General features: G+C 51.2%; 20 protein-coding genes. 3 read left to right on the top strand and 17 right to left on the bottom strand.

All coding sequences use genetic code 11. The features are described 5' to 3' along the window. The first annotated feature begins 34 nt into the window (after positions 1-34). On the top strand, positions 35-202 hold the full coding sequence (locus tag ACA053_RS20365; protein ID WP_010461642.1) for a DUF2897 family protein: 168 nt from the start codon (positions 35-37) through the stop codon (positions 200-202). Between the two features lie 92 nt (positions 203-294). Here the strand turns inward: ACA053_RS20365 and ACA053_RS20370 are convergent, their stop codons facing one another. Together ACA053_RS20370 and ACA053_RS20375 are read right to left on the bottom strand one after the other, a co-directional pair. Further along, positions 295-1,146, bottom strand: a complete 852-nt coding sequence (locus ACA053_RS20370) for an urea carboxylase-associated family protein (protein WP_109633684.1) — start codon at positions 1,144-1,146, stop codon at positions 295-297. Between the two features lie 15 nt (positions 1,147-1,161). After that, positions 1,162-1,815, bottom strand: coding sequence for a GntR family transcriptional regulator (locus ACA053_RS20375; protein ID WP_497393528.1), 654 nt, complete (start codon positions 1,813-1,815; stop codon positions 1,162-1,164). Between the two features lie 176 nt (positions 1,816-1,991). Here ACA053_RS20375 and ACA053_RS20380 point away from each other — a divergent pair, with 176 nt between their 5' ends. Beyond that, a complete protein-coding gene (locus ACA053_RS20380) occupies positions 1,992-2,549 on the top strand; it encodes a TetR/AcrR family transcriptional regulator (RefSeq protein ID WP_497304403.1) in 558 nt (185 codons plus the stop codon). Here ACA053_RS20380 and fabF read toward each other — a convergent pair. The 3 genes from fabF to ACA053_RS20395 all read right to left on the bottom strand — a co-directional run bounded on the left by fabF (position 2,546) and on the right by ACA053_RS20395 (position 5,184). Beyond that, on the bottom strand, positions 2,546-3,820 hold the full coding sequence (gene fabF / locus ACA053_RS20385; protein WP_497393529.1) for a beta-ketoacyl-ACP synthase II: 1,275 nt from the start codon (positions 3,818-3,820) through the stop codon (positions 2,546-2,548). The two genes, ACA053_RS20380 and fabF, sit on opposite strands and share 4 nt — an antisense overlap. 32 nt (positions 3,821-3,852) lie before the next feature. Continuing rightward, positions 3,853-4,647 (bottom strand): SDR family NAD(P)-dependent oxidoreductase, encoded by a 795-nt coding sequence (locus tag ACA053_RS20390; protein WP_497393530.1) that lies wholly within the window; start codon positions 4,645-4,647, stop codon positions 3,853-3,855. A gap of 201 nt (positions 4,648-4,848) precedes the next feature. Beyond that, positions 4,849-5,184 (bottom strand): ComEA family DNA-binding protein, encoded by a 336-nt coding sequence (locus ACA053_RS20395; RefSeq protein WP_497393531.1) that lies wholly within the window; start codon positions 5,182-5,184, stop codon positions 4,849-4,851. 379 nt (positions 5,185-5,563) lie between these two features. Here ACA053_RS20395 and ACA053_RS20400 point away from each other — a divergent pair, with 379 nt between their 5' ends. Continuing rightward, positions 5,564-6,451 (top strand): methionyl-tRNA formyltransferase, encoded by an 888-nt coding sequence (locus tag ACA053_RS20400; RefSeq protein ID WP_497393532.1) that lies wholly within the window; start codon positions 5,564-5,566, stop codon positions 6,449-6,451. Positions 6,452-6,662: 211 nt separating this feature from the next. On the opposite strand, the gene ACA053_RS20405 is transcribed toward ACA053_RS20400, so the two are convergent. The 12 genes from ACA053_RS20405 to ACA053_RS20460 form a co-directional block, all read right to left on the bottom strand. After that, on the bottom strand, positions 6,663-8,657 hold the full coding sequence (locus tag ACA053_RS20405; RefSeq protein WP_497393534.1) for a polysaccharide biosynthesis protein: 1,995 nt from the start codon (positions 8,655-8,657) through the stop codon (positions 6,663-6,665). Positions 8,658-8,750: 93 nt separating this feature from the next. Beyond that, a complete protein-coding gene (locus ACA053_RS20410) occupies positions 8,751-9,782 on the bottom strand; it encodes an MraY family glycosyltransferase (protein ID WP_497396214.1) in 1,032 nt (343 codons plus the stop codon). A 212-nt stretch (positions 9,783-9,994) separates the two neighbouring features. Beyond that, complete coding sequence (locus ACA053_RS20415; protein WP_497393535.1) at positions 9,995-11,173, bottom strand: DegT/DnrJ/EryC1/StrS family aminotransferase; 1,179 nt, start codon at positions 11,171-11,173, stop codon at positions 9,995-9,997. A gap of 66 nt (positions 11,174-11,239) precedes the next feature. Further along, positions 11,240-11,866 carry an acetyltransferase gene (locus ACA053_RS20420; RefSeq protein ID WP_497393536.1) on the bottom strand — a complete coding sequence of 209 codons (627 nt, stop codon included), beginning with the start codon at positions 11,864-11,866 and terminating at the stop codon, positions 11,240-11,242. Then, positions 11,863-12,459 (bottom strand): sugar transferase, encoded by a 597-nt coding sequence (locus ACA053_RS20425; protein ID WP_497393537.1) that lies wholly within the window; start codon positions 12,457-12,459, stop codon positions 11,863-11,865. Before ACA053_RS20425 ends, ACA053_RS20420 begins: the two co-directional genes overlap by 4 nt. Before the next feature lie 54 nt (positions 12,460-12,513). Then, the gene (locus tag ACA053_RS20430; RefSeq protein WP_497393538.1) at positions 12,514-13,734 is read right to left on the bottom strand and encodes a glycosyltransferase family 4 protein; all 1,221 of its coding nucleotides are present in this window, start codon (positions 13,732-13,734) and stop codon (positions 12,514-12,516) included. Between the two features lie 5 nt (positions 13,735-13,739). Next, on the bottom strand, positions 13,740-14,870 hold the full coding sequence (gene wecB / locus ACA053_RS20435; RefSeq protein WP_497393539.1) for a non-hydrolyzing UDP-N-acetylglucosamine 2-epimerase: 1,131 nt from the start codon (positions 14,868-14,870) through the stop codon (positions 13,740-13,742). A 25-nt stretch (positions 14,871-14,895) separates the two neighbouring features. Further along, the gene (gene wbjC / locus ACA053_RS20440) at positions 14,896-16,008 is read right to left on the bottom strand and encodes a UDP-2-acetamido-2,6-beta-L-arabino-hexul-4-ose reductase (RefSeq protein ID WP_497393540.1); all 1,113 of its coding nucleotides are present in this window, start codon (positions 16,006-16,008) and stop codon (positions 14,896-14,898) included. 2 nt (positions 16,009-16,010) lie between these two features. Further along, positions 16,011-17,051, bottom strand: a complete 1,041-nt coding sequence (locus ACA053_RS20445) for a polysaccharide biosynthesis protein (protein ID WP_497393541.1) — start codon at positions 17,049-17,051, stop codon at positions 16,011-16,013. Between the two features lie 170 nt (positions 17,052-17,221). After that, entirely contained in the window at positions 17,222-18,175 is a 954-nt protein-coding gene (locus ACA053_RS20450; protein ID WP_497393542.1) for a hypothetical protein, read from the bottom strand. A gap of 60 nt (positions 18,176-18,235) precedes the next feature. Beyond that, positions 18,236-19,501: a glycosyltransferase family 4 protein gene (locus ACA053_RS20455; protein WP_497393543.1), complete on the bottom strand. Its 1,266-nt coding sequence runs from the start codon at positions 19,499-19,501 to the stop codon at positions 18,236-18,238. Continuing rightward, on the bottom strand, positions 19,485-20,768 hold the full coding sequence (locus ACA053_RS20460) for an O-antigen translocase (protein ID WP_497393544.1): 1,284 nt from the start codon (positions 20,766-20,768) through the stop codon (positions 19,485-19,487). The genes ACA053_RS20455 and ACA053_RS20460 overlap by 17 nt, the downstream gene beginning before the upstream one ends. Between the last annotated feature and the right edge of the window lies 1 nt (position 20,769).

Below are 20,769 nucleotides of genomic sequence, written 5' to 3' on the forward strand. Positions count from 1 at the left end.
ACCCGCCAATCGGCCTGCCCTCAAGGAGAGCCCTATGCCCTGGTATGCCTGGTTGATTCTGGTCGTTGCAATCGGCTCGATCGTTGGTGGATTGATGATGCTGCGTGATACCGCCAACAAGGTCGAACTGACCGAAGAGCAACGTAAACGCGTCGCTGAACGCAACGCGGAAGCGGACGCCAAGGATGCGCAGGACCGCTAAAAAACTGCTGAACAGCTTCTGTAGGAGCGAGGCTTGCCCGCGAAGGCGATCTCAGGGACGCCTTCGCGGGCAAGCCTCGCTCCTACGTCCGATTATTTTTCCCAGTCGGCCTTGGCGATATGCAAGCCATGCAACCCTTTGTACGCCGCACGTTCGGGCTGGCTCCAGCCCTCGAGCAACGCATCCTCCAACCGATAAATCTCCACCCCCAGCGGGCGACAGACGCTCAGCGGATCCTGCGCATCCGGTCCCCACATCGCCAGCGAGAGATCCCCTCCCGGACAGGTCGACAGCGCACACAGCAAATCGATCTCGGCAAAGAACTCCAGGTAATCGCCCTTCTGCGCCGGACAGGCTTTCATGAAATACATGTCGTCATGGTTCAGGCCGGTGCACTGAAAAATGTTCAGCACGTCATGCACGTCGAACTCAGTCAGGCCATGAGGCAACACGGCGCGCGTCAGGTTGGAGTGGCAGTGATGATGAAAATCCTCGCCGGTGAGCATTTTGTTTACGTAGGGATCGCAGCGAGTGCCGAGCAAATCGTGCAAGCGCCCGCCATGTTCGTCGATGCCGTAACCGGCCAGGCTGTCGTCGGTGATGGTCACCAGCGGCCGCAAGAAAGGCAGGTTCGACCAGAGCCGGTCATGGGTGCTGACATGGGCGCCCTGCAACTGCCGGGTGCGCGCCGCCCACAGACGCTCGCGCGGGTCGTTGGCATTCCAGACATTGAAGTCGCCCACTTGCGGGCCGACCGGCGTGGTCACGCGAAACACATGCCCGGCCGGCACGTTCCACGCGCGCCCGGTACGGATCGGCACCTCAAATGACTCGATCAGCGTCCGGCCGTCCTTGTTGTCGCGGATCCGTTCATAGAAGGCTTTGTCCACCTGCAAGGCCGAGCCTTTGCTGACTTGATAGGCCGCCGGATAGTCTTTGTACATGGCACAAATCCTCAATCAGTGATGGGGGGTTGGGGCAAGCATTTGCAACAGAAGGTGTTCAGAGTCATCGAGATAAACACTCATGGCGTCTGCAGCGGCGCGCTTGTCGCCCTCGACGAGGAAGTCATGGATCTGCCGGTCGCGAGCCAGCCAGGGCGCCTGGAAACGTGATTCATCCGGCGCAGTGCAAAACGCCAGGCGCAGTTGCGCAACAACGTTGGTGAAAAACTCATCGAACAAGGGGCTGCGCAGTAACCCGACGATATGTTGATGAAACGCCAGACTGTGGGTACCAACGGCGCGCCAGTCCTCGCGTTCCCGGGCCAGCTCGGTGGCCTCCAGCGCCTCGAGCATCCGGCCGGACTGATCGTCGCTTGGCGGTTGGCTCACGCTGATGGCCTGCAACTCCAGAGTGCGCCGAACCTTGAACAAATCCCGTACGTCATCGATGCCCAGCCTGCGCACCATCACGCCCTTGTTGCGCACGTAACGGGTCAGACCGTCCTGGCCCAGACGGTGCAACGCTTCACGAATGGTGTTGCGGGAAGCGTTGTAGGCCGACACCAGATCGTTCTCTACCAGCGCCATGCCAGGCAGCAGGCGACCGCCAATGATGTCGGCGCGTAACTCCAATGTGATGTGATCGGCCAGGGACAGTCCGCTGTGCATGCTTATCGCCTCGTGATTGTTCAACAATCGTCAGCTGACAAGTAATCACTATTCGTGCCAGTTGATTCGATGCGGCAGGACGAAGTTGGACGCATCTGCATGCCTTTTAGAAGTAGAAGTACAGTCACCATCCCATTTTCATTGGTTAAGATGGCGCATTGTTGCGGAGATTCCAGATGCGTTACTCGCAGGACCATAAAGCCCAGACCCATCAACGCATCATCAAGGAAGCCTCAGCGCGATTTCGCCGTGACGGTATTGGCGCGACCGGCTTGCAACCTCTGATGAAAGCATTGGGCTTGACCCACGGCGGTTTCTACTCGCATTTCAAGTCCAAGGACGAACTGGTGGAAAAAGCCCTGCAGGCTGCCGCCGATCAGTGCGACGCTACCTGTGCCGAGCTTTTCGCTCAGGATCGCCCGCTGGAAACGTTCATCGATACCTATCTGTCCGAATGGCACCAGACTTCACCTGATGAGGGTTGCCCTCTTCCGACGATGTCCTCGGAGCTGGGTTTGCGCGGACAACCCAGCCCGACCTCAGACGTGGTGCTCAATTCAAGGCTTGAACAAGTGCAAGGCACGCTTGAAGGCGAAGATGCCGCCGACCGCAGCATCTTCATCATGTCCGCACTGGTCGGGGCGTTGTTGCTGTCGCGCAGTGTCGAGAACCCGGAGCTGGCGCAGCGGATTCTCGACGTGACACGCGAGTTTCTCAAACAACCCCTGGTCTAATCCTGCCAGCGCTTGAACAATACGCTGGCATTGACCCCACCGAACCCGAAACCATTGGACAGCGCGTACTCGATGGCCATCGGCCGCGCCTGACCGTGGACGATGTCCACACCTTGCGCCGCCGGATCCGGGTTTTCGAAATTGAGAGTGGGTGGCACGATCTGATCGCGGATCGCCAACAGCGTGAAGATTGCCTCGATCCCGCCAGCCGCCCCCAGCAAATGCCCGGTGGCGGATTTGGTCGACGTCACCGCGATCTTGTTGTCGGAACCGAACAAGGACTTGATGGCGGCCAACTCTCCCAAATCCCCGACCGGGGTCGAGGTGGCGTGAGCGTTGAGATGCTGCACCTGTGCGGCAGAAATGCCCGCCTGGGCCAGGGCCAGCGACATTGCCCGACGCGCTCCGCTGCCATCCTCGGGACCGGCGGTCAGGTGATAGGCGTCGGCGCTGGTGCCGTATCCGACCAGTTCGGCCAAGGGTTGAGCGCCGCGGGCAAGGGCATGTTCCAGTGATTCGATCACCAGAAGACCCGCGCCCTCGCCCATCACAAAGCCATCCCGGCCACTGTCGAACGGCCGTGAGGCGCGCTCCGGGGTGTCGTTGTATCCGCTGGACAAGGCACGCGCCGCCGCGAACCCGGCGAGACTGACTCGATCGATCGCCGCCTCCGCGCCACCGCACACAGCAATATCCGCCTCGCCACAACGAATCAGCCGCGCCGCGTCACCAATCGCCTGAACCCCGGCCGCGCACGCCGTCACCGGCGCACCCAGCGGCCCTTTGAAACCATGCTGGATCGACACATGACCGGCCGCGAGGTTGACCAGAAAGGAAGGAATCGTGAAGGGCGACAAACGTCGCGGGCCGCGGCTGTCGGTGGTGCGGACCGCATCGGCAATCGCGCCAAAACCACCCACGCCCGAGCCGATAATCGTCGCGGTGCGCTCTTGGGTCTTGGCGTCCAGCGCTTGCCAGCCGGCCTGCTCCAGCGCCTGGCGCGCAGCCTCCATGGCAAACATAATGAAGCGGTCCATTTTTTTCTGCTCTTTGGGCGGTGTCGCCCGATCCGGGTCAAAACCCGCTTCGGGATCTTCCGCCACGGTGAGCACTGCGCCACCGACCTTGGCCGGCAGATCGGCGACCACTTCATCAGGCAAATTACGCAGCCCGGAGCGCCCGGCCAGCAGACGCTCCCAGACCGCCTCAATACCGCTACCCAGCGGAGACACCAGGCCCATACCCGTTACTACCACTCGACGATCACTCATACCGCAATTACCTCAAGCCGATTAAGGGCGCCTCACTTGTAGCGCGTGGCGGCCGTACTTTTCGAAAGATTCGGGGCCATGACCAGGCGGGCTTTTACAAAGTCGTCCCAGTCGGAGGCGTTCGGTAACGAGGGAATGGTGATCAGTTCACCCTGGTCCAGACCGGACAATGCTGCGTCCACCATCTCCCCGGCTTCCATGACCATATCCGCAGGAATCTGAGTCGCGTCAATACCGGAGCGCTCCCAGATTTCAGTGCGTGTTACGCCTGGCAACACGGCCTGGACCTTGACACCGGTGCCGTCCAGTTCCGCGTTCAACGACTGAGTTAGACTTAACACATAAGCCTTGCTTGCGCTGTACGTCGCATTGAATCGCTCAGGAAACAACGCCACCACCGAGGCAATGTTGATGATCGTGCCACGGCCTGCCTTGGCAAAACTGGCAGCCGCTGCTGATGCCAGGCGTGTGACGGTGGTGACGTTGAGCTGAATCAGTTTTTCCATTTGGTCCATGTCGGAATTGGCCAACAGACCATCGGCGGCAACACCGGCGTTGTTCAGCAGCAGGCTGATACTCGAGTCACTGCGCAGACGCTGTTCAATCTTCAGAACGTCATCTTTTTGTGTGAGGTCTGCCTTCAGTACTTCGACCTGGACACCATGCTCGGCGCGCAAATTGCTCGCCGACGCCTGCAATCGCGCCTCATCGCGAGCGACCAGCAACAGATCAAAACCTCGGGCCGCCAACCGATCAGCGTAGATGGCGCCGATTCCGGAGGAGGCTCCGGTGACGAGGGCGGTTCCTTGGGTATGGACAGAATTCATGAGCGTGCTCCTGTGAGGATGCGCTGGGCAGATAAATGCCTAAGCGCTTTGGCGGATTGAGAAATTATTATAGGCATAATCCCAAAGCAATATGATAGCCGTAATTTTTTATAGGCCGATGGAAGGTACGACACCACTCCTTTACGCCAAAATGCAAAAAGGCCGGTCAATGACCGGCCTCTTGGGCGTTGATCTAAAAGCTTAGTTCACTTCCAGCTTCTCGCGGTTCTTATCCAGGATCGCCTTGCCTATCCCCTTCACTTCCAGCAGCTCGTCTACGGACGAAAACGGTCCATTACTGTCACGATAAGCAACAATCGCTTTGGCCTTGGCTTCCCCGATACCGGATAGCTCACGCTGCAGCGTGGGTGCATCGGCACCATTGAGATCGACTTTGCCTGACTGGGTCTTGGGCGTAACTTCCAGCACCAGAGGTGCATTGCCAACCTCAGGTTTTGCCGCAGGCGCGGCGATGGCGGCAATAGAGGCGCTGGTGAGCAGGGCGAAAACCAGAGAGTAGAAATAGCCAGTACGCATAAATGAAGCTCCATGACATCGATTGAGAAAGCAGCTTTTCCGAAGCTGCCCCCCAAACTTAGGCGATGTGGTGGAGCTGTCAAAAGTGTGTCTGTTACCGAATATGAAGAAGTTAACACACCTGGCACGTTTTACATGCGGACCCGGCGACGATTATGCGAGAATTAGTGAACCGGCACCTTGGCCAGCAGCGTGGAGTCGTCTCGCAATAGCCGCGTCCAAGCGTATGAAATGTTAGTTTCCAAGGTTGAAAATTCGTAAAGCAATACCGCGGCGCACGGTGCGGCCGCTGTCTGATGCACCAGGTGTTCTTCCATTACTGGAAAGCAAATGAAAAATTCAGGCAAGTACTCAAGTGAACAACTCTGGGGATGAAATTGTGCCCGATCCAAAATTGCTGACTCTATTTGTAATGACTGAGAAAGGTTTGGCTTTTGTCGAGCAAGCCGTGGCTAAGTTCAAAAACATCATCGCAGAAGTTGTGATTGGTCAAGATGCTTCCGTCTTGAATGACTACTCGTCCGAGATTTCCGAAACCTGTCGGATCGCAGGCGTTAAGCACCTTCTCAGAAAAGATTTTCAAGGAATTACCAGTGAATACTCGATGGCTGTCTCGTGGAGATGGCTCATAAAACACCCTCCGGAAAAGCTGATCGTCTTTCACGATTCACTGTTGCCTCGCTATCGTGGATTTGCGCCTCTCGTGAATGCGCTGATAAATGGCGAGGAATTAGTTGGTGTTTCGGCCTTGTTCGGTGCAAGCGAGTACGACCGTGGCGACATCATCCATCAGACCTCAGTACGTATTCGCTACCCGATAACGATCTCTGAAGCGATCAAAGAAATAAATATCTGCTACGTCAACTCAGGTATGGAAATACTGAAAAAAATGGCCTGCGGCGAGCCGCTCACATCAACGGCTCAGGAAGAAGACAAGGCCACTTACAGTCTATGGCGCGATGAAGAGGACTATCAGGTCGACTGGAATCTCTCCGCCTGTAAAATTCGGCGGATGATTGATGCGGTTGGAACGCCATACAGAGGTGCTCTGTGCCGCATCGACGGTGTTGCTGCGCGGATCCTTGTGGCGGAAGAGCAGAATGACGTTAACATCGAAAATCGAAAACCTGGCAAGGTTATATTCATCGAAGAAGGTTTGCCAGTTATTGTCTGCGGCAATGGCTTGCTCAAGATCAAACACTGCGTTGCTGATCATGATGGCGAAAGCCTTCTTCCCCTGAAAAAATTCAGGGCCAGGTTTACCTGACACCCTACGCTTTATCCTTCAAAGTTGACCTCTGGAAAGCCCATCACCAAGGACACCAGGAGATCTCCCAATTCTAAAGCGATTTGCCTTTATTTGAGGTGATGTAACAATCCGATAAAAGAGGCATATCGTGAGAGTTAGCTCTCCGAAGTAGCCTCCCAAACGCTATTGATGTCGTATAAGTAACAAATATCTCTTATGCAGTATGTAGTTAGGGTTCGAGCCGACGTTGCTGGTAAATCCAATCGACGATTTCGCCGTCAGGGGTATAGCCGCTGACGGTTTCGCGCAAGAGTTGTCGTACGCGAGGGTAATCATCTTTTTCTACGGCAATCAGCAACTCGGTCAGGCGGCCCTTTAGCACATCCCAAGCCAAGTGGTCCTCGTTGGCGGTCATGATCATCGGGTGCTGCGTTGCCGCCACGTTGTCACCTATCAACAGTTCTTCGTACAGCTTTTCACCCGGGCGTAATCCGGTAAATTCGATAGAGATGTCACCATGTATGTTTTTCTCGGAGCGAACACTAAGACCTGAGAGATGAATCATCTTTTCGGCCAGCTCGACAATTTTTACCGGCTCCCCCATGTCCAGCACAAATACATCACCACCCAGCCCCATTGACCCAGCCTGGATTACAAGCTGAGCAGCCTCAGGAATAGTCATGAAATAACGAGTGATTTTTGGATGGGTAACGGTCAGCGGCCCACCAGATTTGATCTGTTTGTGAAATAACGGAATGACCGAGCCGGAGGACCCTAGAACATTACCGAAACGCACCATGGTAAATCGCGTCTTGTTGACCCGGGAAACATTGGTATTGTCGCCAAACAGCACCGGGGCGAGTTCTTGACTGAGCGCTTGCAGCGTCAACTCGGCAAGGCGTTTAGTGCTACCCATAACGTTGGTAGGACGCACCGCCTTGTCTGTGGAGATCAATACAAAGTTGTTTACACCCGCCTTCAGTGCTGCCTGGGCGGTATTAAGTGTACCGATTACATTATTAAGTACACCTTCGGCGATGTTGTGTTCGACCATTGGCACATGCTTGTAAGCTGCCGCATGATAAACTGTATCCACACGCCAGGTTTTCATCACATCCAGCAACTTATCCTGATTACGTACAGAGCCAAGAATCGGCAAAAGACGAATCGACAGGGATTCTCGGGCGATCCGCTGCTCAAGTTCGGACAAGATGCTGTAAAGATTGAACTCACTGTGCTCAAAGAGCAAAAGCGTGGTCGGATGCAGAGCCAGAATCTGACGGCACAACTCGGAACCAATGGACCCTCCGGCCCCCGTCACCAGAACTGACTGGCCCTTGATGCAATGCTCAAGCAAGTCTCCCTGAGCCGGAACAGCATCACGGCCCAAAAGGTCAGCGATGTCTACTTCCTGAATGTCGTCGACTTTTACCCGACCACTGGCCAAGTCCATGAAACCCGGGACGCTTCGCACGTGAAGCGGGAAACCTTCAAGGAAACCGAGAATTTCGCGGCGACGTCCACGGGAGGCGGAAGGAATGGCTAATAGAATTTCCTGCGCGCCGGTTTCATCGATCATCTGCTGGATGTGCTTCGGCTTATAAACCTGCAGCCCGGAAATTACTCGATCGGCGATATTTTTGTCATCGTCGATAAAGGCTACTGGGCGCATGATCCGCCCCATTCGCAACGCCGCTACCAACTGGTTCCCCGCTGCCCCAGCGCCAAAAATGGCGACCCTGGGCAGCCCATCATCCCTATTAGTGAAAGGCACATGCTGCGCAGCAGCAAACCAATCACCCAGAAAATATTGACGCATCGCCAGACGCAAACCACCCACCATAATCAGACTCAACCACCAATAATTGAAAATGATTGAGCGCGGGACAATATTCTGATGGTTGCTGTACCAATATACGATTACGCCGAGAATCAGAGAAGATAAGCTGACTGCCTTGATGATTGCGATCAACGCATCGTTCCCAAAGTAACGCATCACCGCACGATACATGCCGAAGCGGATAAACAAAGGGATAGCGACGATTGGGGCACTGAGAAATAGCCACGAATGGACAATAAGTGGATTGGCCATGTCATCAATGCCGAGGCGTACCAAAAATGCCAACCACAACGCCGCCCATACTAAAACGACGTCAGCTGAAACCTGAATCAGTCGCTTCTGGCGGCGTGGCAGCCCCAGCAACAGTGTGCGTAACTTATCCATAACTCCGTCGTACACCTCGAACCGCTCCCCTATTGATCGTGTGTGACGAGTGTACGTCTCCTGACGCCCTCGCTACTTTAAAAATTCTATGAATCAACTGCTGATTGCCTGCTTTTCTTCGATTTCGCCCGCATGAAATTTTACAGCGAGCATCACAAGAGGGATGTATGCGATGAGCAAACCAAATGCTCCGTTCAACCCGAAAGAAGTGACGCAGAGCGCGACGGGCAACAACCACACAATATTGATTGCCCCGACAGCAAGAGTGACTGGTAGATGCTTTTGGTATCGGCGGGAGGCGAATTGATATGCATGACTGCGATGTGCTTCGTAAACTTTCTCACCCTCAATCAGGCGACGGAGCAGCGTAAAAGTCGCGTCTACGATGAAGACGCCTAACAGTATCAACCAGGCCCATAGTAGCAGCGGAGAAACCCAAGCCGATTGTATCGAGATCACACCCAGCACCATACCCAAAAATCCGCTACCCGAATCCCCCATAAAAATGCGCGCTGGAGGAAAATTCCAGAACAGGAAACCAACCACTGCCATGGCTAACATTGCCGGGACCCACATCTGATTCTGGAACCCACTAAACCAATAAAGCAGGCAGGCGCCAAGGCAGACGGTAACCGCCTCGACACCCGCAATACCATCTATGCCATCCATGAAGTTGTACAAATTGAGCAACCACACCAGATAGATCGCGGCCAGAATATGTCCAAGCCAGCCTAGATCCAACGAGATGCCAAAGACATTGAACAAGGGCAGGCCATCAAGCCAGAACAAGGCCCAGGCAGCTCCAGCAAAGTGACCAAGTAAGCGCCACCGAACGGCCACAGGATTGTGGTCATCCAACCAGCCGAGAAGCGCAATGCCAGTCCCCGCCCCCAGCAAAGCAACAATAAAATTCCAATCGAGGATTCCAACCAAGCCGAGAACCGGTAGCGCCATAAGGAAACTGAAAGCGATTGCTATACCGCCAGCGCGTGGTGTGGGTACCGCATGCGAACTGCGACCATTGGGAATATCCATCAGGCTGCGAACCAGAGCAAAACGACGCAAGGCCCCCGTAAGCGCCAGAGAAACGCTAGCTATAACCGGCAACGACAACCATAGAGCCATCAAGGAGATATCCATAAACAAAGTGTGCGAAGTATAGCTCCTGCTCCTGCAGACCTATCCCACCTCGTTACCCGAGATTATTGACCAGATAGGCATGGGTTACAGGTAGAAATCAGGACCGAGTGGCTGGAAGATCGTGCGGTCTATCGCGACTCCCAAGCCCGCAAGAATCTGGCTTGGGATACCCCACAGGTTGTAAACCCCACGCGCACCTAAGACTGGCAGGCTTGCTGCATAACACTGCAAATTGCTTCACAGGTCTTATTGATTTCAGCTTCAGTCAACGTCGGATGCACCAGGAACATCAAGCTCGTCTCACCCAGCTCTTTGGCGACAGGAAGCCGAACTTCTGGACGCCAACCGGTATCATCGAACGCTTTTTCGAGGTACACCTCAGAGCAAGAACCCGAAAAACATGGAACGCCAAGTGCGGAAATCTCGGACAGAATACGGTCACGGCTCCAGCCTGCCTTCAACTGATGTGGCTCTACGAACACATAACATTTATAAGCAGCGTGCGCGCAGCTTTCGGGAACCACTGGAACACGCAAGCCTTTAAGCTCGCGAGCATGCGACCAAATACGTTCCGCATAATTGATTCGGCTGATACGCCACTCGGCCATGCGCCGAAGCTGGATCCTTCCGATGACACCTTGCACTTCCAGCATCCGCCAGTTCGTACCAAAGCTTTCATGCAACCAACGGAAACCCGGCTGATGCTCCCGCTCGTAGATGGCCTCCCAGCTTTTGCCATGATCCTTGAACGACCACATTTTCGACCAGAGGCTTCGGTCATTCGTCGTGACCATCCCGCCCTCGCCTCCGGTGGTCATGATCTTGTCCTGACAAAACGACCAGGCGCCGATATGACCAATGGAGCCCACGGGACGTCCCTTATACTTCGCACCATGTGCCTGGGCGCAGTCTTCTATTACCTTGAGATCATGAAGAGCGGCGAGCTCCATGATTGGATCCATGTCACATGGCCACCCGGCCAGATGCACGCAGATTACGCCCCGGGTACGGGGGGTGAGTACCGCCTTGATTGTTTCAGCCGTAATATTTTGTGTGTCGCGGTCGACTTCGGCAAAGACCGGTATCGCACCCGCATTGACGACACTGGATACTGAAGCAAGGAACGTGCGGGGCGTGACAATGACTTCATCTCCAGGACCGATTCCCAGAGCTTGCAAAGCAAGATCAAGTGCCACAGTGCCATTGGCAAGGGCAACGGAATACTCGGTGCCAGCCCACGCGGAAAATTCCTTCTCAAATTCACGGCATTCCTGCCCGGTCCAATAATTGACTTTATTGGAAAGGATTACGTCGCGAACAGCGTCAGCTTCTTCTGCAGTGAACGAAGGCCACGGAGAAAAGGGGGTATTCAACACGGTTTTTACCTGCCATCCATAATTATTTGACAATCGAACAGCCAAGAGTGGCCGTTTGCCAGACGCTCAAAATCGGACAACCGCTCGAGCGGGCACTCCAGTAGCGCTCATGTTATCAGAGATATTGCAGACCACTGCTGCACCAGCACCGATCATCACGTTAGCACCGATAGTGATCACCTGCCTGACGCATGCCCCGATACCAATCCAGCTACCGTCTCCTACGCTCACAGCGCCTGCCAATCGGGCGCCTGGGCTGATATGCACGTAATTCCCCAGAACGCAGTCGTGATCAATACTGCATCCCGTGTTCAGGATAGCGCCTTCACCTATCACGGCATATGCGTTGACGACCACGGTCGCGAAAACCACACTCCCCGGTCCGATACTGGCGTAACGGCTTACCACTGCTGAAGGATGGACAAGAACCGGTAGGTGAGCGCCTGCACTTTTCAACTGTTGCAGTTTGTTTTGCCGGACACTGTTATTGCCGATGGCCACCAACACTCCATCATACTCAGCCACCCGGCCGAGCAAGTCGTCAGTTCTCCCTATAACAGGCCAGCCGCCGATGGATGACACCTGGGGCCAAGCGTCGTCAAAAAATTCAATGACCTGCCAACCACAACATTCGGCAGTATCCGCGACGACTTTACCGTGGCCACTTGCCCCAATGATTGCCAGTCTCTTCATTTTTTCGAACCGGTAAATTTCGGCATCGTCACTTCTCCTTCAGCACTGATACCGTCCTTGATCAATACTTTCTTGATGGTAAGAAAAATGATCTTTAGATCCAGCCAGAAGGATTGATTGTTCACATACCAAACATCAAGTTTGAACTTCTCATCCCAAGACAACGCATTACGACCGTTTATTTGAGCCCAACCGGTTACACCCGGACGCACCTCATGTCGACGTAGTTGCTCTGCATTGTAAAGAGGCAAATACTCCATCAACAAAGGTCGCGGCCCTACCAGGCTCATCTCTCCCCTTATTACATTCCAGAGCTCGGGCAACTCATCCAGACTGCTGGAGCGCAGAAACCGGCCAAAATCGGTCATGCGTTCAGAATCAGGTAAGGAGTTACCCTCGGCATCCACCGCATCTCGCATTGTCCGGAACTTGACCATCTCAAACGGTTTACCACCGAGACCTGGCCGGACCTGACGAAACAGGACCGGCGATCCCAATCGCTTGCGAATCAGGTATGCAACTACGGCTATTACGGGAGACAACACAATCAATCCCATCGCGGCAGCCACAATATCGAATAAGCGTTTAGACATCGGAGGTCCTTGCAACAAGCTGATTTTTTCGTTGGGATAAACGTGCGTGGGGAATCACTTCGCCAACCGCTTGAAGTGCTCACCGAAACGCTCGACACCGACGCGCAACGAGAGCTCCTTCTTATAAAACACTCGCCCATTCTCTGCCATTTGCTCACGCTCTTCGGCAGTCATCCGTAGCAACGAAAGCACAGCATCGGCCAGCGCCTGGGGATTGTCAGACTCGCTGGCAACGCCACATCCGGCATCGCGCACCAGGTCAGCGGCGTCGCCATCTACAGCCATCAGAATCGGTTTCCCTGCCGCCATATAGGCTTGGGTTTTTGACGGAATGGTGATGGAGAACAATGGGTCCTTCTTCAAGTGGACGAGCAAGGCGTCGGCGCTAGACAGATAAGCTCCAACTTCCTGCATAGGAACACCCGGAAGGAAGACGACGTTATCGAGCCCTTTGCTTTTAGCGAGTGCTTCCAGTCGGGAAACTTCCACTCCCCCACCAAGAAAAACGAACGCCACCTGATTGGCTTGCTCTTGAAGTAACTTAGCCGCTGTGATGACAGTATCCAGCGACTGCGCTTTGCCCATATTCCCAGCAAACAAAATTCTGAATTTCGAGGAGTCTGGAAAATTGGGTGGTGGAAGACTGGAGGTCGCCCGCATCATGTCCTCAGCGCACCAGTTATAGATTACGTCGATTTTTTGCGAAGGTACGCCGCGCTCAACCAACAAACGCTTAAAACCCGGCGACAGCACAACGATTTGGTTTACGTTGCCGTATACCCAATCGCAAACTCGAGACACCACCTTAAGGATCTTCTCGTTGGAGAACATCCCTGTCGCTCTGAGTGTGTCTGGCCACATATCCTGAATATCATAAACCACTGGAACACGCCGGAAGAAACGAACCAGGGCCGCGGCGATACCGACCGTTAATGGAGGATGATAGGCATATATCACATCCGGCTTTTTCGCGCGGAATAGGCTATAAAAAAGAAGACTGGCTGCAAAACTGATGTAGTTAAGTACCCGACCTACGCCACTTTGCCCATGACTAGGATAAAGAGGAACGCGCGTTATCTGAACGCCATCGATAACTTCACGCTGCAATGGCCTGATTTTATAGCCCGAATAAACCTTCCCTCCTGGATAATTAGGAAAACCGGTGACCACCTCGACCTCAAAACCCTGAGCCACCAACTCTCGAGCAAAAACCAGGCCCTTGAAGGTAGGTTCAGGGTCAAACCACTGCGTCATTAACAGAACCCGAGTAGCCATCCGTATTAGTACCTTCTCCAGACCGTACGCATGACGTAATCACGATAACTATGAATAATCCGCACCACTTTTTCCGATACGTTCGGCATGCTGTAGTCCGCGACAAGTCGCAACGTGCGTTCTTCATCTCGCGATTGGCTTTCAAGCAATAGCAATGCCTGAAGGACTCGGTCGGTTTCCAGCCCCACCATCATGACCGCTGCCTCTTCCATGCCTTCAGGGCGCTCATGCGCCTCACGCAGGTTCAACGCAGGGAAATTAAGAATTGATGATTCTTCATTGATAGTGCCGCTGTCGGAAAGTGCTGCCTTAGACGAAAGCTGCAACTTGTTGTAATCCATGAAGCCGAGCGGCTTCAGCAACCGAACGTTGGGGTGGAAAACGATACCGAGAGCATCCACCCTTTTTTGCGTGCGAGGATGCGTGGAAACAATCACTGGAAGATCGTAGTCCTGCGCCACCGTGTTCAACACCTCGACCAACTTCAGAAAGTTTTGGTCGCTGTCGATGTTTTCCTCTCGATGCGCACTGACGACAAAAAATTGTCCCGCCTGCAAACCGAGGCGCTCAAGTACGTCCGAGGCATCAATACCAGCACGGTAATGAGTGAGGACTTCGAACATCGGACTGCCGGTTTTGATGATCATGTCCGGCGAAAGCCCTTCGCGCAGGAGGTAATCCCGAGCAATGGTGCTGTAAGTCAGATTGATATCCGCTGTGTGATCGACAATGCGACGGTTGATCTCTTCCGGTACCCGCATATCGAAACACCGGTTGCCCGCTTCCATGTGGAACGTTGGAATTTTACGGCGTTTAGCTGGAATTACCGCCATGCAGCTGTTGGTATCACCCAGGACCAAGAGAGCCTCAGGCGAGATTTCACCCAGGACCCGGTCTACCGAGATGATGACGTTACCGATAGTTTCCGCACCGGTTGCGCCAGCCGCGTTAAGAAAGTGATCCGGCTTACGAATGCCGAGATCCTGAAAGAAAATCTCATTCAATTCGTAATCGTAATTCTGCCCGGTATGGACCAAAACATGGTCACAGTGCTCATCCAGGGCCGAGATAACTCGTGATAGACGAATGATTTCAGGACGCGTGCCAACAACAGTAACTACTTTTAGTTTTTTCATGACAATCCTTACCCGATCGATTGGCTCAAGAGCTCAATGGCAGCGCGAATGTATCTGGACGCTCGCGATCAAAAATCTCGTTGGCCCACAACATGACAATCAACTCATCATCTCCGACATTGGTGATGTCATGCGTCCAGCCCGGGACGGTTTCAACAATCACCGGTTGTTCACCTGTCGTTTTCAACTCATAAAATTCGTCTGACATAATGTGGCGGAAACGAAACAGCGCGCTTCCCTTTATGACAAGAAACTTTTCAGTCTTTGAATGATGGTAATGGCCACCCCGTGTTATTCCCGGGTGAGCAGTAAAATAAGAAAACTGGCCGGCATCCGGCGTTTTCAACATTTCCACAAACACGCCGCGAGGATCGCCATATTTGGGCACCTCGTAGGTAAAAGATTCAGGTGGCAGGTAACTCAGGTAGGTCGAGTACAACGCTCGCGTCAACCCTGTGCCCACTGCCTCACTGATCAATGTGGAGCGACTTTCACGAAAAGCAGTGATCTGATCAGCGACTTGACCAACGGTGCTGGAGTACACCGGATCGACCTTCGCATTGCTGTCAGGTGCAGCCTTTCCGTCCATGATGTCAATGAAATGCCGTATCACGTCATCGACATACACCAGCGTAAGCGCAGCATTCCTGTCATGAATGGATATGGGCAAATTACGAGTAATATTGTGGCAAAAAGTCGCCACGGCGGAGTTGTAATTCGGCTTTGCCCACTTCCCGAAGACGTTGGGAAGGCGGAATACATGCAAATCAACGGAATGCTTTTCGGCTAGCTCATTCAGCGCATGCTCTGCCGCCAGTTTGCTCACACCGTAGGGATTGTCGCGATCAGCCTGAGTTGAAGATGTGTAAACAATTTTTGGCTTGCGCCCGCTGCCCGCGACAGCCTCACAGAGCAATTGCGTCAAATCGCTGTTGCCGCTTTTGAATTCTGCTGGATCCTGTGGACGGTTAACCCCGGCCAAATGGAAGACGCAATCGGCCTGAGCAGCTAGTTGCTTGAGCAACTCGACACCATCATCCCTGCCAAAACGCAAAATCTCGACATCGCTCCGCTCGCGCAAATGAGCCTCGAGATTTTTACCTATAAATCCATTTATACCGGTAATCAGAACCTTCATGATCATTCCTCCGGCGTAGCATATTCACCACGCTGGATTGCTTGGATAAACTCAAGTTTCAGCAACAACTTTTGCATCCCAGCGACATCAAGTCGCTCAGTGTTATGCGAATTGTAATCTTCAGTACGAGAAATTTTTTCCTCACCCTGTTCAACAAATTTGCTGTAGTTCAGATCGCGAAGATCAGGCGGAATTCGGAAGTATTCGCCCATATCTTCGGCACAGGCCATCTCTTCGCGACTCAGGAGAGCCTCATAAAGTTTCTCGCCGTGCCGAGTGCCAATAACCTGGATAGGGTGTTGAGGCTGGCCGACTAACTGGGTCAATGCTTGTGCAAGCGTCTCAACGGTTGCAGCAGGTGCTTTCTGGACGAAAAGATCGCCATTATTGCCATGCTCGAAGGCATATAAAACGAGATCAACTGCATCCGCCAGGGTCATCATGAAACGCGTCATGTTCGGATCAGTAATGGAAAGCGGGTTCCCCAAACGTATCTGCTCAATGAAAAGAGGGATTACAGATCCTCTTGAGGCCATCACATTTCCATAACGAGTACCGCAGATAATCGTCTTGCTTTCATCAACGTTTCTTGACTTGGCCACCATCACTTTTTCCATCATGGCCTTGGAAATACCCATGGCATTGATTGGATAGACAGCCTTGTCAGTACTTAAACAAACGACGCGCCTAACGCTGTTTTGAATTGCGGCCTCAAGCACATTATCCGTACCAACCACATTAGTCTTGACAGCCTCCATCGGATGAAACTCGCATGATGGGACTTGCTTCAGTGCAGCGGCATGGAATATATAGTCCACACCACGGGTAGCCGCCAAAACGCTTTGATAATCTCGCACATCACCAATGTAGAATTTAAGCTTAGAGTTGGCATAGCGTTTCCGCATATCATCTTGCTTTTTTTCATCACGGCTGAAAATACGAATTTCCGCAATATCGCTGCTAAGAAAACGCTTTAGAACGGCATTCCCAAAAGAACCGGTGCCACCGCTGATTAACAAAGTTTTGTTTGCAAAATTTTCCACGCCGAGCCTTCCTGAAAAAAATACACGAAATTTTACCATAGTCATTCTAGAGTTTTGGTACAAGATTCCGCTACCACACCAAAAACGGCTAAAGCAATCCAGATTTCATTTGAAGACCACCTATCCTCGAAGGCCAACCTGTGCTTATCCCAGACTCCAAAGTCAGATCTTCAGTAAGCACCTGCAAAACCATCTCCAAGCAATATCAATTTTATCAAAAAGTCAACCCCCTTATAACCAAAATAAAGAAGGGTTGCGACGACACCAACATTTAGGCCGCCTTTGCTTTGAAGCCCATAGAACATAAAAATAAAATAGGAAAAAATAACAACTCTTTCAGCGCCAATAAAGTAGGCCGCCATCACCATTGGTAGCGAAGCTAATAAAGCCTCTACTCTTCTTCCCCGAGCATAATAAAATGCTAACCCGGCGAATAAAGCTGGCTTAAGAATTGAGCCAACCCCTCCCCACGCGCCATAGTAGTAGCTCATTTTAGAGGCGATATGTTCCCTTAATACCACCAGGACAAGCGTCATACCCAAGATCAAAAAAAACAAATAAAGAAATCCAACGCCTACTCGCCCTACTGCCAACCTATTAACCACTAGCAATATGCTTCTAACTTGAGCCGCGATAAGCAACATCAGTGTTTGGACATGGGTAAAAATGGATGCCGCATAAAATAAATATCGACATAAACCCGTAATTCCACAACCTACCAAAAAGAGAAATAGAGAAAACTTAAGCCTCTCTGCAGAAAAAGCCAAAACTAACAGATAAAAATTCAAATAAAGTAATGGAAATAAAATACGACTCACACCCTTTTCTATGAGCCAAAGAAAAATCTGATAAAAAAATAAATAATTTACAAAGGACAACAGTAAGTCCTTCGATACGGAGTGTGAAAAGGTATAAATGAACAAAAAATATCCAGGCTCCCCCGTTCCTAGGGAGTCTCGATAAAATTGAAATGCCTCCGTCAAAGGCAGTCCTACAACGCCCTCATAAAAATGTCGATAGAACTCTTGGTCCCCTAGGACTCCATAAGGAAAAATTAAAAGGCTTCCAATAAAAAATGGAAACGCCCAGCTAGCCGCTTTTAATTTTTCCACTGAGATATTCATAATACTCTAAACTTCTGCGATTCTCTTGACAATTTATACAACTCCCGACTCATACTTTGATCAACTCAGTGTTCCTTGGTTCCTTCTATTGGCAAATCCCCTATCCCATCCAAATTTATGCTTGATTGCACACGTCAAAAAAGACACCCCGGCCAAGGAATTAGAGTACTTTTCGACTGAAAATTGTTCAAGTTCAATATGCTTACTTTCTAGTTCCATGAATCCGTCTGCGGTATATGAGATCGAAAACGTCTGGGATTTTGCCTTACATAAAAGGGCAGCAGTTTTCCAAGCATCTGCGTCAAGGATTATCTGAGACAGTTTATCTTCCATTAAATATGTTTGCTGTCCAGCATCGAGCTCATTATATGAGAAACCCTCGATATCGCTCAAATACCCATAGGTAATCGGATCAACAGTAGATTCTATACCGATAATTGAAGGTAGACCTAAGGCTGACGCCTCAACAATAGCAGTACCACTACCAACAAACGCTAACGCGCCTTTGAGTATAGTGGGAATGTCCTCATACCCTATCGCCCCTTTGAATATAACGGAGGCACCAAGATTCAACGACGATACCAACCGAACTAGTTCTGGTTCATACGATCCAGTACCATATATTTCATAAACTAAATTCGGGCGTATCTTTTTCAATGCTGGCAACATATTGATTACATGTCGATTATAAGATTTAAAATCATATAAATTACCAATCGACACTATACGGTCAGACTGAGGATCGCCAACTACGCCAACATCTTCAACTGGGATATCTATTCCGATCGGAACCAGCGTCGACGCGGCATAACTCTTGCCGAAGAACCCCTCAAATGACTTTCGGTTCTTTTCGTTAAAAAATATGATACTTTCAGCTGGCAATAATGAAAACAACGCCTGCGCCTTGACAGCAAAATAGTGTCCCACATCACCAAACATAATTTCATTCTGATGATAGATACCAAATGACAGTCGGAAACTATTGTCAGCGTACTTCAAATAACGCTTAACAAAAAGGAGTCCAAAAACCCCCATAATATGCACGTGAGAATCGTATGATTTCACTAGATCATTTACCGCCGACAAATTCAAAGGAATAAATCCCCCGAGTTGCGACTTAAAAGCAGGGCGTGAGAACCCGCAGGCCAAATCTTTCAAATAAAAAACATCTGCATACTGGCGAATCCTATCCTCCAAGCCTTTATCTACAAGGTCAAACAGCACTAACACGCCAACTTTCTTCCCCCGCTTAGAAAATTCTCTGGCGAGTCGTAAAACAAACGTTGTGCCACCATTAAGTTCTAACACATTAGCAATGAACAGCATCGGACCTCCTGCCAAACGAAGTGGTTTTTAAATAAATGACGAAAACCAATACACAAACCATGAAGTAAATCACATACGAAAGTGCGTAACCAACCATAACGCCCTTGGTGCCCGGAAACACATTTAGCATTAACAATGAAAATAATAGAAATAAAGCGTTTTGCAAAAATTCGGCCGCAATATAGAATTTCGTTGCGGCTTTTGCCACAGCAACAAAGCCAATCACGTAAGAGAGAACCTTAAAAAGGTCGCCAATTAACTGGAAAACAATTACGTCATCAAGAGCATTGAAACTAGACGAGAGAATGAGCGGAATAAAAAATGCTCGACCATAATAAAACGCCCCCGCGCCAATCCCGAAAACGAGCGCCATCAGAAAAATGAACTTTAATGTAACGAGTCCAATATCGCGCCTAATCTCGAGGCGTGAAATCATCGGCATGAAATAGTAAGCCAAAAAGACGGTAAAAAAACCAAGGTAAGCACTGGATAATTTAATAGCGCCCTGCCAAACGCCGGCAGCGCCAAACCCTGATGAATTTATCAACATCTGCCTGATAACAATTTCCACTACCGGAAAAGTAACAGCGCTCGTCAGCAACATTAACGTAAATGATGACAAACGCTTAAATTCTATGCGCCGTATTCGAACGAAGTTGATTTTTGTCCTAATATTGGATTTCCAATAAAAATAAAACGAAGGTATAAATGTAATGCCATACAGAACAATAATAGATAGTGCCGCGCCCGAAAGGTTAAATTGTGAGGTGAGCCACCAGATAATGGGTAAAGCAAAACTACTCCCAAGTATCTGGATTTTCGAATAAACACTAGTCTGCATGAGACCATTGCTTACACCTACAACCAAATTAACAAACGCAAAAAAAACTTGCGCCGCGACTAGTATCATTATAATCCAGTACTTATCCGGGTCTTTGAATACCACTGCTGCAATATTTTTTGAAAAAGCCATACCGAAAACGAGAATACACAGGCAGATAATCGCAGAGTAGGTTGCAGATGCCGAAATAAACCTTATAAGGCGTCTTGGTTGCCTGGCATATTCTGCGGAATACTTGATGACCGCATTGATTACTCCGCCTCCTGCAATCATGTATACCATTGTTGAGACGCTCATAAAGTGCCCCAAGGCCCCCATACCTTCCGCGCCGAGGTAATGGGCTATTACTTTGAGAAGTATAAAGCCCATCACAATTCGCGATAGATGGGCGCAGCTAGTTAAGATGGCACCATTCAATACATTCATT

It is taken from the genome of Pseudomonas sp. LBUM1672, assembly GCF_059695655.1.